Raw genomic sequence first — 12,595 nt, 5'->3', positions numbered from 1 at the left:
AACAAAGACATCCATCTCGTCAGTGTCTCGGCATAGAGACCACCTATGAGCTGGATTGTTAAACCGTATTTCCTTAATCTTGCCCCCCTCGATACGCTGCACCCAACTTTTTACAGGACTGTCGAGCTCACGCCTTCCCCAAGGTTATCCACAGTCCTTTTTTATTCTCGCCGGCAGTCCGGCGTCCGCGCCTGATGTATCGGCCGGTCAACAGGAGACAGGTTCATGTCTGAAGTCCGTCATTCGCGAGTGATCATCCTCGGTTCCGGCCCTGCCGGTTACAGCGCTGCTGTCTACGCTGCCCGTGCCAACCTCAAGCCGCTGCTGATCACCGGCATGCAGGCCGGCGGTCAACTGACCACCACCACCGAAGTCGACAACTGGCCGGGCGACGTCCACGGTCTGACCGGCCCGGTACTGATGGAGCGCATGCGCGAGCACGCCGAGCGGTTTGAAACCGAGATCGTGTTCGATCACATCAACGCCGTGGACTTCGCTTCCAAGCCATACAGCCTGACCGGCGACAGTGGCACCTACACCTGCGACGCGCTGATCATCGCCACCGGCGCCAGCGCTCGTTACCTGGGCCTGCCGTCGGAAGAAGCGTTCATGGGCAAAGGCGTTTCGGCCTGCGCGACCTGCGACGGTTTCTTCTATCGCAACAAGCCAGTGGCCGTGGTCGGTGGCGGTAACACCGCTGTCGAAGAAGCGCTGTACCTGGCCAACATCGCCAGTAAGGTCACCCTGATCCACCGTCGCGAAACCTTCCGCGCCGAGAAGATCCTGATCGACAAGCTCAACGCCCGTGTGGCCGAAGGCAAGATCGAGCTGAAACTGAACGCGACCCTGGACGAAGTGCTGGGCGACAACATGGGCGTGACCGGTGCGCGTCTGAAGAACAACGACGGCAGCTTCGACGAAATCAAGGTCGACGGCGTGTTCATCGCCATCGGCCACACCCCGAACACCTCGCTGTTCGAAGGTCAGCTGGAATTGAAAGACGGCTACCTGATGGTTCAGGGCGGTCGTGAAGGCAACGCCACCGCGACCAGCGTCGAAGGCATCTTCGCTGCCGGTGACGTGGCCGACCACGTTTACCGTCAGGCCATCACCTCGGCCGGCGCCGGCTGCATGGCGGCACTGGACACCGAGCGTTACCTGGACGGTCTGCAGAACGCTTCGTTCTAAGATCGCAGAAACGAAAAAACCGGCCAATTGGCCGGTTTTTTTATGCCTGCGATTCGCTCGGAATCAGCGGCGTGTCAGCGGTTGCGCTTCGAACTTCACGCCCGCCAGACCTTGCTGGATCAGCGCACGGATATTGCCGTGATCGCTGCCCTCGGGCGTTGCCACGACCGAGCGGTAGTGCTCGCCAAACGCCAGCAGCGCTTCTTCATCGCTCAGGCCTTCCAGCAGCGCCAGACCGAGAGTCTTGCACGAACCTTCATTCTGCCCGGCCGCGTTTTCCACGCCGCCGTTGTTGAATGCCTGAGGCTGGTAGTCGTAACCGGCGGCGATGAAGGACAAGGTGTCGGCAAAAACGTGTTCGCCGCTCTTGAGGCTGGCGCGCAGGGTGTTCAGATCAGTCATGGGGTTTTCCTTTGGCGAACGCCGCTTGTTGTTCGGCGCTGGCTTCTTGCTGATATTGGGCTTTCCAGTCGGCGTACGGCATGCCGTAAACCACTTCGCGGGCGTCGTCGAGGCTGACCTCGATCTGGCGCTCGTCGGCCTCGGCCTTGTACCACTTGGACAGGCAGTTGCGGCAGAACCCGGCAAGGTTCATCAGGTCGATGTTCTGCACGTCCTTGCGGCTGTCCAGGTGGGCGACCAGTCGGCGGAAGGCGGCGGCTTCGAGTTCGAGGCGTTGTTGCTCGGTCATGATGGGCTCTGTGCAGTCAAATCGTGGCGCGGATGATAAAAGTCTGACGCCCGGAGCGCCAGACACGTTCAGCGGCTGGCGGCGAGGGTGATCGACACCGACTCGGCAAATCGCAGGGCATGCGGCTTGTCGACTTCGACTTCGGCGTACAGCACCGATTCGTTGGCCATCACCAGATCCAGCAGCTCCTGGGTCAGGCGTTCGAGCAGCGCAAAACGGTTGCCTTCCACGTGGGCGATGATCGCCTTGGTGATGGTGCGGTAGTTCAGCGCGTGGTCGATGTCGTTGTCACGCACCGCTTCCTGCGCGGCGTACAGGATGGTCAGGTTGATCAGCACATCCTGCTTGTTGAGGATTTCGTCCTCGTTGATCCCGATAAAGGTGCGCAGGCGCAGATCCTTGACCCGGATGCGCGCCATTCCCGGTTGAAGTTGTGGCATTTACTTGCTCCGTCCAATCAATTGCAGGAACTCCTGGCGGGTGTTGCTCGACTCGCGGAAGGCGCCGAGCATGACCGAGGTGTTCATGGTCGAATTCTGTTTCTCGACACCGCGCATCATCATGCACATGTGCCGGGCTTCGATGACCACCGCGACACCGGCGGCATCGGTGACTTGCCGGACCGCCTCGGCGATCTGGCGGGTGAGGTTTTCCTGGATCTGCAGGCGGCGGGCGAACATGTCCACCAGTCGCGCGATCTTCGACAGCCCCAGCACCTTGCCCGTCGGAATATAAGCCACATGGGCCTTGCCGATGAAGGGCAACAGGTGATGTTCGCACAACGAATAGAGTTCGATGTCGGCGACGATGATCATCTCGTCGCTGTCGGAGGCAAACAGCGCGCCATTGACGATCTCCTCGACGCTCTGTTCGTAGCCGTGACACAGATACTGCATGGCCTTGGCCGCCCGCACTGGCGTGTCGAGCAGCCCTTCGCGGTCAGGGTTTTCACCGAGACCGATCAGGATTTCGCGGTAATTCTCGGGCAGGGAACGGGTCATGGAGCATCCTCGCGGGGGCGTATTACTTGACGTGCCGCCCGCCGTTGACGGTCAGGGTCGTGCCGGTGACATAAGGGTTGTCGAGCAGATAGCGCAGGCTCTGATAAATCACTTCGCTGCCGGGTTCGATGCCCAGTGCGGACTTGGCCAGCGCCTTGGCGCGGTACGCCGCGTCGTCGTCGGGATTGAACAATAGCAGGGCTGGCGCGATGCCGTTGACCTTGATTGACGGCGCATAGCGCGCAGCGAAGGACAACGTGAGACTGTCGAGCCCGGCCTTGCTGGCGCAATAGCCGATGTGTTTGCTGCTGCCCTTGCGCGTGACGTCATCGCTGATGTGGACAATGTCGGCAGGGCTCGAACGTTGCAGCAGTTCGGCGCAATGCAGGTTGATCAGGTAGGGCGCCAGCATGTGAATGTTGAACATGCGACTGAAGGCTTGGGCTTCGCCGTCGTCGTTTTCCGCCAGCCACTCCGAAGCGTTGTGCACGATGGCGCGCAGGCTGTCGGTGTGGGTCTTCAGTTCGGTGATGAATGCGAGGATCGACGCTTCGCTGGAAAAGTCCGCGTGCAAGCCGATGGCGCCCAGATCCCGAAGCACCTTCACGCCCGGCCGTTCGCTGCGATAGGTGAAGATCACCCGATGGCCGTCTTCCAGCAAACGCTGCGCACAATGCAGACCGACCCGCTGGCCGGCGCCGGTGATGAGGATGGGAGCTGTGGAAGCAGTCATGTACGGCTCGCGTCGAAGTCAGAGCAAAAACTATAACAGCGACGCGAGCGACGGCTTCAGCGATTTTGCGTGGACGGGGCGCTGGGCAACGGGCGCGCAGGCGCCGGGTTGAGCCAGCCGGCCAGCAGGCGGGTCGACAGCGGAATGAAGAAGTAGACCATCAACGGGGTCAGGCACAGCGTGCTGACGAAGATCTTCGGCAACAGGCTCATTTCCGCAAGCAGCGGAGCCAGGACGAAATTGAACAGCAGCGACACCGGGAAGAATGCCAGCCAGATCGCCACGGCCTGTTTCCAGCGCGGCGGGCGATGCCCGGCGGCACCGAACCAACCTTCGATCCCGCTGACCCGATGTTCGGTCGGGTGGGCAAACAGATCGCTGCCACGGGCCAGCCACGCAGTGCGCGATGCCGAGTGCTCCCATGCGTGCAGGGTCTGTTCGTCGACGAAGCGGAAAATGATCTGGAATTCATCGTCGCCGGGAGGCGGAGCCAGTACGCCGGAGCCGAGGTAACCGGGGAAGTCGGTGGCCAGTTGCTCGCCTTCTCGCAGCCAGGCGATCAGATCCTGATAACGACCATTGGCGACACGACGCGCGACCATCAGCGTGACGGGGGAAGTAGACATTGTGTATCTCCGTATTGCATGTGCGTCGTTCCGGGTAAGAACTTCGCCTGACGCAGCGCGGGGTAGAGGCTGCGTCTTTTGACAAGCAAGGATTATTCCTTGTTTTCGTGACGAACCCGAGACTTTCGTTCCATTTGATCGCTTGAACCCTCATGGGACATCAGGAGTAGAATGGATCCAACTTTGCCAACAAGGACGTGTCCGCACCAATGCCTGTGATCACAGACGTTCGCCCTGCTTCGCAGGAATCTGTTGCGCTGGAGCGCGAGGATCTTTTCCCTATCCGCGAAGTGGCGCGTTTGACCGGTGTGAACCCGGTGACGTTGCGCGCATGGGAGCGACGATACGGGTTGATCCAGCCGATGCGCACCGAAAGCGGGCATCGTTTGTATTCGATGACCGATATCGAGCGCGTTCGCAGCATCGTCGACTGGATCGATCGGGGTGTGGCGGTGAGCAAGGTTGGCAAGATCCTGGCCAAGACCGAACCAGCGAAGGTGCTGGCCCACTTCATTCCGGATGATCTGGTGCAGGCGGACTATCTCCAGTGGCAAGAACAGGTCAGGCAGGCAGTCAGCTCATTCGACGATCAGTTGCTCGATCGGGTCTACGGGCAGATTTTCTCCTCCTATGCCTTGCCCGTGGTGTTTCAGGACATCCTGATGCCGCTGTGGCTGCAAATGCTGCAGCGTCAGGATGCGTTCGGGCAAACCAGTGAGTGGCTGTTCTTCGACGGATTCCTGAGGGCCAAGGTGCTGCAGCGGATTGTCGTGCTGCGGGGCGTGCAGCCGCGCAAGGTGATCATCAGTGCACTGGCCGGTCAGTGCCGCGAGCTTGAGTTGTTGGTCGCGGCGCTGTTTCTCAGCGGCAATGACGAGGGTGTCAGGGTGTTGACCACCGGTCAGCCGTTCGACGAACTGACGCTGGTGTGCGAGAGGGTCAAACCCCAGGCCCTGGTGCTGTTTTCCAATCACGCCCCGACCCCCGAGCTGCCGCGACGGCTGAACCGTCTGGCGTTGAGTCTTGATTGTCAGTTGATGCTGGCGGGCGATACGGCCGATCTGGCGCAGGACAGCCTGGCCGGATCATCGGTCGGCTGTCTGGGCAATGAAGGGACGACCATGCGCCAGCGCATGAATCAGTTTCTGGCGGGGACGCTGGACACCTGAGTATCAGGTGTGCAGGGCTGGGTGGGTCAGGCGATGTTGTTGCAGGATGAACTGGCGCAGACGCTCGGTCTCGTCGGCATCACTCTGGCTTAACTCGTAGGCATAAAAGCCGCTTTCGGTTTCCCGCTCGAACGTGCCGCGCAGGGAAATCCGCTCGTAGCCCGAGGGGCTGAACCACAAGGCAAAATGCTTCGGCGGTTTGGTCTTGTTGCGCACTTCCAGCAGCACACCCTTGTGCGACACCTCGTGCACCCACAACGTACCCGGCTGGCCCTTGGCATTTTCCAGTGCCACCGGTTCTTCCAGGGTCAGACGCCATGGGCGCACCATCGGCCCGTCTTCATAAATGCTCGGTACACCCAGGCGCAGGTGCAGGGCGTGGAATTCGTCTTCCACCAGATGCAGCGGGAAGGTCATCTGCTGATTTTCGAAGTTGGCCTGGATGGTGACTTGCTCATGGGCCGCCAGACGCGTGAGCAGATCACGGATCTGCGAACCACCATTGACCAGCAGGCTCGACGTCGCATCTCGCACGTTGAGTTGCGGGTTGTGTTGCATGGTCTGGATGAAATCCAGCTCATCCTGAGTGAGGAGGGCGTCGCGCTGCATGGCTAACTCGAAATGAATAATTACAAAGTCATTGGTGATTGTAGTTAATGACAATTAGTTCGTTGTTTTGTTTGCGCCGTTCGTCGCTTTCAAAGCAGCGACTTCGGCTTCGAGTGCCGCCACCTGGGCTTCCAGCTGCACAACCCGTTGCTGCGCCTTGACCTGAACGGTGACGTCCTTTTGCACGCCGACGAAGTAGGTCTGCCCGTCGTCGGCATTTTTTACCGTCGACAGGGACAGTTCGTTCCAGAACGGGGTGCCGTCCTTGCGATAGTTGCGCAGGATTTCGCGGCAGGAACCACCGTTTTTCAGAGCCTCGCGAATCAGACCCAGGCTGGCCTGGTCGCGATCACCGGCCTGCAGGAAGCGACAGTCCTGATAGAGAATTTCTTCGCGGGTGTAGCCGGTCAGTTTTTCGAAAGCCGGATTCACGTAGATCAGGATGTTGTCCTGATCGCCTTCCTTCTCAGCTACCACAATCCCGTCGTTTGACGCGTTGATCACCATTTGCAGCAGGCTGGCATTGATCATCTTTGAATCCTTTCAAGGTTGTCAGTGGCGGGCATTGTAGAAGAACGCCCAGCGCTGTCTACTGGCCATCGGCGCTGATCGAGAGCCAATCGCAACAGGGCGTCGCTGGCTGTTACTATCGCCGCTCTTTTTTCAGTTTCAGGATCAGATTGATGAAAGTCGCCATCCTCTCCGGCTCGGTGTACGGCACAGCCGAAGAAGTCGCTCGCCACGCTCGGAACCTGTTGAACGCCGCCGGTTTTGAAACCTTCTACAACTCCCGCGCCAGTCTTGCCGATCTCCAGGCCTTCGGCCCTGACGCCTTGCTGGGCGTGACCTCGACCACCGGCATGGGCGAGCTGCCGGACAACCTGCAACCGTTGTATTCAGCCATCCGCGATCAACTGCCGGCGGCCTGGCGTGGTTTGCCTGGCGCCGTGATCGCCTTGGGTGACGCCAGCTACGGCGACACTTTTTGCGGTGGCGGCGAGCAACTGCGCGAATTGTTCGGCGAGCTGGGCGTGCGCGAAGTGCAGGACATGCTGCGTATCGACGCCAGCGAAAGCGTCACCCCGGAAACCGACGCCGAGCCTTGGCTGGAACAGTTGATCGCCACGCTCAAGGGCTGATCCCGCGCTCGCGCAACAGCGCCAGCCAGGCCTGGGCAGCCTTCGACAGGTAGGCGCCGTGGCGCCAGATGAAGGCGATGTCCCAGCGCAAGTAGTCCGGCGCATTCAGGGTCAGGCGCACCACGCCTGGCCGCACCAGGCCGCGTGCCACCACGCTGGGCAGCAACACCACCCCTTGCCCGGCGGCGACCAGCGCCGCGAGAAAGTCCGCCTGCCCGCTGCGTCCGCCTTCCTTCGGCGTGAAGCCCATCTGCTGGCAGGCCTGGAGCAAGCGGTCGTTGAGTACGAAACTGCGCTGATACAGAAGGAACGGCGTATCGGCCAATTCCTCCAGACCGATTTCACCTTTTGCCGCCAGTGGGTGATCCACCGGTAACAGCGCATCCAGCGGTTCATCGCAGAACGGCTGGAAGTCGAATTGCGGATCTTTCGGCAGCAGACTGCCGCCCAACTCCAGCTCCCCACTGAGCACCGCCTGTTCGATGTTACGGCTGCCACCCTCAAGCAACTGCACGCTGATGTTCGGGTAGCGCCGTCGGTATTCGGCGAACAGCCCGGCAAACAAGGCATCGCTGCCCAGCAAGGGCAATCCGAGACGTAACTCGCCGCGTGCCAATTGGCTGAGGTCATCGAGTTCGCTGAGCAATTCATTGCGTAACCGCAGCATGCCTTCGGCCCGCTGCAGCACCACGCTGCCGGCGGCGGTCAGGCGTATCTGCGAGCCCAGCCGTTCGAGCAACGGTGTGCCGAGGCTCTGTTCGAGCTGGGCGATCTGCTTGCTCACGGCGGACTGACTGATGTGCAGGGTTTTCGCCGCTTGGGTGAAACCGCCCTGATGCATGACTTCGACGAAGCTTTTGAGTTGTTTGAATTCCATGGCTTGATTCCAGATTGGAATGGCTTTGAGTCTAACAATTCGCTTCGGAGATGGTAGCCGGGTTCGTAAGATAGGCACCTGAAAGGAGCCCACCGATGAAAGCCTCGACCCTTAAATACCTCTCTCGACTGCTGGCCGAACTGGCCGTGCTGCTCGCGCTTTACCTGCTCGGCTGCCAGATCGCAGCGTGGCTGGCCTGGCCGATTCCCGGCGGCGTGATCGGCATGGCGCTGTTGCTGCTGGGTTTTGCGTTCGGCTGGGTCAAACCGGCGGCGCTGCAAATGGGCGCCGGCCTGTTGATGGCCGAGATGCTGCTGTTCTTCATTCCGGCACTGATGAGCCTGCTGGATTACGGCACATTGCTGCGTGATGACGGCTGGCGGATCTTGTTGGTGATCGCGGCCAGCACATTGATGGTGATGCTGGTGACCGCTTTTACTGTGGAACTGGCCGTGCGCCTGAGGCGGTCCCATGAAGCTTGAGCTGATGCCGATGTTCTGGCTGGCGTTCACGTTGCTGGCTTATCTGTTCAGTCGCTGGCTGTATCGCCGGACCGGGCGCTACGTGCTGTCGCCACTGATTCTGGTCCCCGCATTGCTGCTGGCGCTGGCCGTGCCGCTGCACACCGCTTACGCCGAATATTCGAGCAACACCCACTGGCTGATGCTGGTGCTTGGCCCGGTCACCGTGGCGTTTGCGGTGCCGATCTGGCAACAGCGGCGATTGCTGGTGCGGCATTGGTCGGCATTGCTGCTGGGCATGCTGGCCGGCAGTGCGGCGTCGATCGCCACGTCGTTCGGCCTGGCGAAGGCGCTGGCGCTGGACAGTTCGGTGACACTGTCGCTGGTACCGCGCTCGATCACCACGCCGTTCGCCATGCCGCTGGCACAGGACCTGGGCGGTGTGCCGGAGCTGACAGCGGTGTTCGTGATGTTCACCGGTGTGTTCGGCGCGATGCTCGGCGGTGTGCTGCTCAAGTGGCTGCCGTTGCGCAGTGCCTTGGCGCGCGGTGCATTGTTCGGTGTCGGTGCGCACGGGGCCGGGGTCAGCCGGGCCCATGAAGTGGGCGGGGAAGAAGGCTCGGTGGCGGGGTTGGTGATGGTGCTGACGGGGCTGCTCAATCTGTTCGCCGCGCCTTTGTTGGCGTCGTTGCTTTGACATGGATCCAGGCTGCTTGCGTCGCTGACTCGTTCAGTCATCAAGCTGGCTGCCAATGCAACTACGCGACCGTCCGGGGCTGACTAGACTGCTGACACACGCAAAAACAATAAGAACGCAGAGGTGCAGACAGTGAGCGTAGCCCCCGTCCCTTCGTCCGTGAACGTCAAAGATCAGGTCAGTGCCGCGGAATGGCAGACCCGGGTCGATCTGGCCGCCTGTTATCGTCTGGTCGCGCTGCATGGCTGGGACGATCTGATCTTCACCCACATTTCCGCCAAGGTGCCCGATACCGAAGATTTCCTGATCAACCCGTTCGGCCTGATGTTTCATGAGATCACGGCCTCGAGCCTGGTGAAGGTTGACCAGGCCGGCAACAAACTCATGGACAGCCCTTACGAGATCAATCCCGCCGGTTATACGATCCACAGCGCCGTGCATGAAGTGCGGCACGACGTGGCCTGCGTGCTGCACACCCACACCGCTTCGGGTGTTGCGGTGTCGGCGCAGAAGCAGGGCGTGTTGCCGATCAGTCAGCAATCTTTGTTCGTGCTGTCGAGCCTGGCCTTTCACGCCTATGAAGGTGTGGCGCTCAACCATGAAGAGAAAGCGCGGTTGCAGGCGGATCTGGGCGACAGCCATTTCCTGATGCTGCACAACCATGGCCTGCTGACCTGCGGCGGCACCATCGCCGACACGTTTCTGATGATGTTCACCTTCCAGCGCGCCTGCGACATCCAGGTCATGGCGCAGACCGGCGGTGCCGAACTGATCGCCATCGAACCGCAGATTCTGGCAGGCGCCAAGGCGATGATTGCCGGCGTCACCAAAAGTGCTCAAGGCATGGGGGGCGCGCTGGCCTGGCCGGCGCTGCTGCGCAAACTTGATAAACAAGACCCGGGGTACAGACTCTAATGCCTCTCGCCGAGATTCCTCTGAGTGTCTGGCGCAAACGCAGCCAGACGTTTGTCTTCCGGGGTCAGTCGATCCGTTACTGGACGGCCGGGCAGGGCGATCCGCTGCTGCTGATCCATGGCTTTCCGACGGCCAGTTGGGACTGGCATTACCTGTGGCAACCGCTGTCCCAGCGCTACCGGGTGATTGCCTGCGACATGCTCGGCTTCGGCGACTCGGCCAAACCGCTGAGTCATTCCTACAGCCTGCTGGAGCAGGCCGATCTGCAACAGGCGTTGTTGGCGCAGCTGCAGGTCGAACAACCGGTGCACATTCTGGCCCACGACTACGGCGACAGTGTCGCCCAGGAACTGCTGGCCCGGCATTACGACGATCAGATCGACGTTGCCAGTTGCGTGTTCCTCAACGGTGGCCTGTTCCCGGAAACCCATCGACCGCTGCTGGCGCAAAAGCTGCTGCTCAGTCCTTTGGGCTGGATGATCGGCCGGGCCTTTACTCGCGATGCGCTGGTGAAAAGTTTCCGTCAGATTTTCGGCCCGGGCACCCGGCCCAGCGAAAGTGAGATGGATGATTTCTGGAGCCTGATCGAATGCAATCGCGGGCAACGCGTCATGCACAAGCTGATTCATTACATTCCCGAACGCCGGGTTCAGCGTGATCGCTGGGTTGCGGCGATGCAGCGTGGCGAGGTGCCGTTGCGGGTGATCGATGGCGAAGTCGATCCGATTTCCGGTGCGCACATGGTCGCGCGTTATCGCGAGTTGATCCCTGACGCGGACACCGTGCTGTTGCCGGGCATCGGTCATTACCCGCAAATAGAAGCGCCGGTGCAGGTGCTCAAGCACTACCTCGAGTTTCGCGATCACTTCGTGTTGCCGCCGCGCAAAGTGGCGTGTTCCTGATTTGGTGCCCGAGGCGCCTGGCGCCTCGGCAGGTTTTCATCATCCCCCAGCCTTATCGCGCACCATTCAGCCCCAGCCGTGTTCGTTGTGACCGCACGCTCTGTGCCTGACACTCAAGGACACTGTCCCTCAGGCCTGCTGGAGTTGCCCCGATGAATGAGTCTGTGCGTTTCGAAGATAAAGTCGTGATCGTCACCGGAGCCGGTGGTGGCCTGGGACGCGCTCACGCTTTGCTGTTCGCCAAACAGGGCGCCAAAGTGCTGGTCAACGACCTCGGCGGCTCGACTCAGGGCGAAGGCGCCAACGCTTCGGCCGCCGACCGCGTGGTGGCGGAAATTCGCGAGGCCGGCGGCATCGCCGAAGCCAACCATGACTCGGTCACCGACGGCGACAAACTGGTGCAGAACGCGCTTGATGCGTTCGGCCGTGTCGATGTAGTGGTCAATAACGCGGGGATCCTGCGCGACAAGACTTTCCACAAAATGGAGGATGCCGACTGGGATCTGGTCTATCGCGTCCACGTCGAAGGCGCCTACAAGGTGACCCGTGCTGCGTGGCCGCACCTGCGCGAGCAAAACTACGGGCGAGTGATTTTCACCGCGTCGACCTCGGGCATCTACGGCAACTTCGGCCAGTCCAATTACGGTATGGCCAAACTGGGTCTCTACGGCCTGACTCGCACCCTGGCCATCGAAGGTCGCAAGAACAACATCCTGGTCAACGCCATCGCCCCCACCGGCGGCACGCGCATGACCGAAGGCCTGATCCCGCCGCAAGTGTTCGAACAACTCAAACCGGAACTGGTCAGCCCGCTGGTGGTGTACCTGGCCAGCGAACAATGCCAGGAAACTTCAGGCTTGTTCGAAGTCGGCGGCGGCTGGATGGGCAAGGTGCGCTGGGAGCGCAGCCTGGGCGCCGGGTTCGATCCTCGCGTCGGATTTTCCCCGGAAGACGTCGCGGCGCACTGGCAGCAGATCTGTGATTTCGAAGGCGCGGCGCACCCGAAGGACAACATCGAAGCGCTGAAGGAAATGATGGGGAATCTGCAGAAGTATTCGCTCTGATCCCTTGGGTCATCCGGCAGGACTTTCCCCGTCCTGCTTTCCCCTTTGAGTGCTCGCCTCCAGCGCCTGCGCCGCTGACTTGCAACAAAAACCTTCGCCCATAAAAAAGGCCGCTGCAAACGCAGCGGCCAAGGTAAGACGTTGGATCAAGGAGCTACAAATCAACGTCAGTGAACACCGGGGGCGATGGATCGAAAAACGCTTCGCACCATCAGAAATCGGTTGCCGGCGACTCGGTCGCGGACTTTGTGCTTTCTCGCGGTCTGCCGTGAAAGCCCGCTCAGAATAAGGGCTGACGCCTCAGGGAAAAATAGCGATTCCAGACATGCACTGTTACGGGGCGCGTAACAGTGCCGCGCACCGGGCAGGTCATTATCCGTTACGTTGATAGTGGTCCATCCAGCCTGTTCATGGCGGGCGCAAAGCCTCGTCGCAGGTGGGCATTCATCCTTTCGAGCGACAGCGTGAATACCTCCTTGGTGCGCTTATCCTCACCGTGGCGCGGCAGTAGGGTGGGGCCTTC

General features: G+C 60.7%; 17 protein-coding genes. 8 read left to right on the top strand and 9 right to left on the bottom strand.

Features of this window, described 5'->3' with window-relative positions; all coding sequences use genetic code 11:
- Positions 1–225 precede the first annotated feature (225 nt).
- Complete coding sequence (gene trxB, locus ACKJSM_RS19400) at positions 226–1,188, top strand: thioredoxin-disulfide reductase (RefSeq protein WP_410238577.1); 963 nt, start codon at positions 226–228, stop codon at positions 1,186–1,188.
- A 63-nt stretch (positions 1,189–1,251) separates the two neighbouring features.
- Here the strand turns inward: trxB and ACKJSM_RS19395 are convergent, their stop codons facing one another.
- The 6 genes from ACKJSM_RS19395 to ACKJSM_RS19370 all read right to left on the bottom strand — a co-directional run bounded on the left by ACKJSM_RS19395 (position 1,252) and on the right by ACKJSM_RS19370 (position 4,239).
- Complete coding sequence (locus ACKJSM_RS19395) at positions 1,252–1,590, bottom strand: HopJ type III effector protein (RefSeq protein ID WP_410238576.1); 339 nt, start codon at positions 1,588–1,590, stop codon at positions 1,252–1,254.
- Positions 1,583–1,879: a DUF1244 domain-containing protein gene (locus ACKJSM_RS19390; protein WP_236178166.1), complete on the bottom strand. Its 297-nt coding sequence runs from the start codon at positions 1,877–1,879 to the stop codon at positions 1,583–1,585. Before ACKJSM_RS19390 ends, ACKJSM_RS19395 begins: the two co-directional genes overlap by 8 nt.
- A 68-nt stretch (positions 1,880–1,947) precedes the next feature.
- Entirely contained in the window at positions 1,948–2,319 is a 372-nt protein-coding gene (folX, locus tag ACKJSM_RS19385; protein WP_007957207.1) for a dihydroneopterin triphosphate 2'-epimerase, read from the bottom strand.
- Positions 2,320–2,880 (bottom strand): GTP cyclohydrolase I FolE, encoded by a 561-nt coding sequence (gene folE / locus ACKJSM_RS19380; RefSeq protein WP_410238575.1) that lies wholly within the window; start codon positions 2,878–2,880, stop codon positions 2,320–2,322.
- Between the two features lie 22 nt (positions 2,881–2,902).
- Positions 2,903–3,613, bottom strand: a complete 711-nt coding sequence (folM, locus tag ACKJSM_RS19375) for a dihydromonapterin reductase (protein WP_236178169.1) — start codon at positions 3,611–3,613, stop codon at positions 2,903–2,905.
- 56 nt (positions 3,614–3,669) lie between these two features.
- A complete protein-coding gene (locus ACKJSM_RS19370) occupies positions 3,670–4,239 on the bottom strand; it encodes an antibiotic biosynthesis monooxygenase (RefSeq protein WP_236178170.1) in 570 nt (189 codons plus the stop codon).
- A 209-nt stretch (positions 4,240–4,448) separates the two neighbouring features.
- On the opposite strand from ACKJSM_RS19370, the gene ACKJSM_RS19365 reads away from it, so the two are divergent.
- On the top strand, positions 4,449–5,408 hold the full coding sequence (locus ACKJSM_RS19365; RefSeq protein ID WP_236178171.1) for a MerR family transcriptional regulator: 960 nt from the start codon (positions 4,449–4,451) through the stop codon (positions 5,406–5,408).
- A gap of 3 nt (positions 5,409–5,411) precedes the next feature.
- Here ACKJSM_RS19365 and ACKJSM_RS19360 read toward each other — a convergent pair whose 3' ends face one another.
- Both ACKJSM_RS19360 and ACKJSM_RS19355 read right to left on the bottom strand, forming a co-directional pair.
- A complete protein-coding gene (locus ACKJSM_RS19360; RefSeq protein ID WP_007957217.1) occupies positions 5,412–6,017 on the bottom strand; it encodes a hypothetical protein in 606 nt (201 codons plus the stop codon).
- Positions 6,018–6,071: 54 nt separating this feature from the next.
- A complete protein-coding gene (locus ACKJSM_RS19355; protein ID WP_236178172.1) occupies positions 6,072–6,548 on the bottom strand; it encodes a PAS domain-containing protein in 477 nt (158 codons plus the stop codon).
- Positions 6,549–6,700: 152 nt separating this feature from the next.
- On the opposite strand from ACKJSM_RS19355, the gene ACKJSM_RS19350 reads away from it, so the two are divergent.
- Positions 6,701–7,156, top strand: coding sequence for a flavodoxin (locus ACKJSM_RS19350; RefSeq protein WP_236178173.1), 456 nt, complete (start codon positions 6,701–6,703; stop codon positions 7,154–7,156).
- On the opposite strand, the gene ACKJSM_RS19345 is transcribed toward ACKJSM_RS19350, so the two are convergent.
- Entirely contained in the window at positions 7,146–8,033 is an 888-nt protein-coding gene (locus tag ACKJSM_RS19345; RefSeq protein WP_236178174.1) for a LysR family transcriptional regulator, read from the bottom strand. The two genes, ACKJSM_RS19350 and ACKJSM_RS19345, sit on opposite strands and share 11 nt — an antisense overlap.
- Positions 8,034–8,128: 95 nt before the next feature.
- Here ACKJSM_RS19345 and ACKJSM_RS19340 point away from each other — a divergent pair, with 95 nt between their 5' ends.
- The 5 genes from ACKJSM_RS19340 to ACKJSM_RS19320 all read left to right on the top strand — a co-directional run bounded on the left by ACKJSM_RS19340 (position 8,129) and on the right by ACKJSM_RS19320 (position 12,072).
- Positions 8,129–8,515: a CidA/LrgA family protein gene (locus ACKJSM_RS19340; RefSeq protein WP_236178175.1), complete on the top strand. Its 387-nt coding sequence runs from the start codon at positions 8,129–8,131 to the stop codon at positions 8,513–8,515.
- Positions 8,505–9,191, top strand: a complete 687-nt coding sequence (locus tag ACKJSM_RS19335) for an LrgB family protein (RefSeq protein WP_007957226.1) — start codon at positions 8,505–8,507, stop codon at positions 9,189–9,191. Before ACKJSM_RS19340 ends, ACKJSM_RS19335 begins: the two co-directional genes overlap by 11 nt.
- Before the next feature lie 132 nt (positions 9,192–9,323).
- On the top strand, positions 9,324–10,106 hold the full coding sequence (locus tag ACKJSM_RS19330) for a class II aldolase/adducin family protein (RefSeq protein WP_236178176.1): 783 nt from the start codon (positions 9,324–9,326) through the stop codon (positions 10,104–10,106).
- Positions 10,106–11,008: an alpha/beta fold hydrolase gene (locus ACKJSM_RS19325; RefSeq protein ID WP_410238574.1), complete on the top strand. Its 903-nt coding sequence runs from the start codon at positions 10,106–10,108 to the stop codon at positions 11,006–11,008. Before ACKJSM_RS19330 ends, ACKJSM_RS19325 begins: the two co-directional genes overlap by 1 nt.
- Positions 11,009–11,160: 152 nt before the next feature.
- Entirely contained in the window at positions 11,161–12,072 is a 912-nt protein-coding gene (locus ACKJSM_RS19320; RefSeq protein WP_236178178.1) for an SDR family oxidoreductase, read from the top strand.
- Positions 12,073–12,595: the final 523 nt, after the last annotated feature.

This window comes from Pseudomonas sp. PHC1, from assembly GCF_046487845.1.
In the GTDB taxonomy this organism is placed as follows: Bacteria; Pseudomonadota; Gammaproteobacteria; order Pseudomonadales; family Pseudomonadaceae; genus Aquipseudomonas; species Aquipseudomonas sputi.
This window is presented reverse-complemented; position numbering and strand designations above follow the sequence as displayed.

What these genes read in the sequence shown, in the direction of transcription:
- ACKJSM_RS19350 (WP_236178173.1), top strand. Translation starts at nt 6,701, where the DNA reads ATGAAAGTCGCCATCCTCTCCGGCTCGGTGTACGGCACAGCCGAAGAA.
- ACKJSM_RS19335 (WP_007957226.1), top strand. Translation starts at nt 8,505, where the DNA reads ATGAAGCTTGAGCTGATGCCGATGTTCTGGCTGGCGTTCACGTTGCTG.
- ACKJSM_RS19360 (WP_007957217.1), bottom strand. Translation starts at nt 6,017, where the DNA reads ATGCAGCGCGACGCCCTCCTCACTCAGGATGAGCTGGATTTCATCCAG.
- ACKJSM_RS19345 (WP_236178174.1), bottom strand. Translation starts at nt 8,033, where the DNA reads ATGGAATTCAAACAACTCAAAAGCTTCGTCGAAGTCATGCATCAGGGC.
- ACKJSM_RS19340 (WP_236178175.1), top strand. Translation starts at nt 8,129, where the DNA reads ATGAAAGCCTCGACCCTTAAATACCTCTCTCGACTGCTGGCCGAACTG.
- folE (WP_410238575.1), bottom strand. Translation starts at nt 2,880, where the DNA reads ATGACCCGTTCCCTGCCCGAGAATTACCGCGAAATCCTGATCGGTCTC.
- folM (WP_236178169.1), bottom strand. Translation starts at nt 3,613, where the DNA reads ATGACTGCTTCCACAGCTCCCATCCTCATCACCGGCGCCGGCCAGCGG.
- ACKJSM_RS19320 (WP_236178178.1), top strand. Translation starts at nt 11,161, where the DNA reads ATGAATGAGTCTGTGCGTTTCGAAGATAAAGTCGTGATCGTCACCGGA.
- ACKJSM_RS19395 (WP_410238576.1), bottom strand. Translation starts at nt 1,590, where the DNA reads ATGACTGATCTGAACACCCTGCGCGCCAGCCTCAAGAGCGGCGAACAC.
- folX (WP_007957207.1), bottom strand. Translation starts at nt 2,319, where the DNA reads ATGCCACAACTTCAACCGGGAATGGCGCGCATCCGGGTCAAGGATCTG.
- ACKJSM_RS19390 (WP_236178166.1), bottom strand. Translation starts at nt 1,879, where the DNA reads ATGACCGAGCAACAACGCCTCGAACTCGAAGCCGCCGCCTTCCGCCGA.
- ACKJSM_RS19325 (WP_410238574.1), top strand. Translation starts at nt 10,106, where the DNA reads ATGCCTCTCGCCGAGATTCCTCTGAGTGTCTGGCGCAAACGCAGCCAG.
- ACKJSM_RS19355 (WP_236178172.1), bottom strand. Translation starts at nt 6,548, where the DNA reads ATGATCAATGCCAGCCTGCTGCAAATGGTGATCAACGCGTCAAACGAC.
- ACKJSM_RS19365 (WP_236178171.1), top strand. Translation starts at nt 4,449, where the DNA reads ATGCCTGTGATCACAGACGTTCGCCCTGCTTCGCAGGAATCTGTTGCG.
- ACKJSM_RS19370 (WP_236178170.1), bottom strand. Translation starts at nt 4,239, where the DNA reads ATGTCTACTTCCCCCGTCACGCTGATGGTCGCGCGTCGTGTCGCCAAT.
- trxB (WP_410238577.1), top strand. Translation starts at nt 226, where the DNA reads ATGTCTGAAGTCCGTCATTCGCGAGTGATCATCCTCGGTTCCGGCCCT.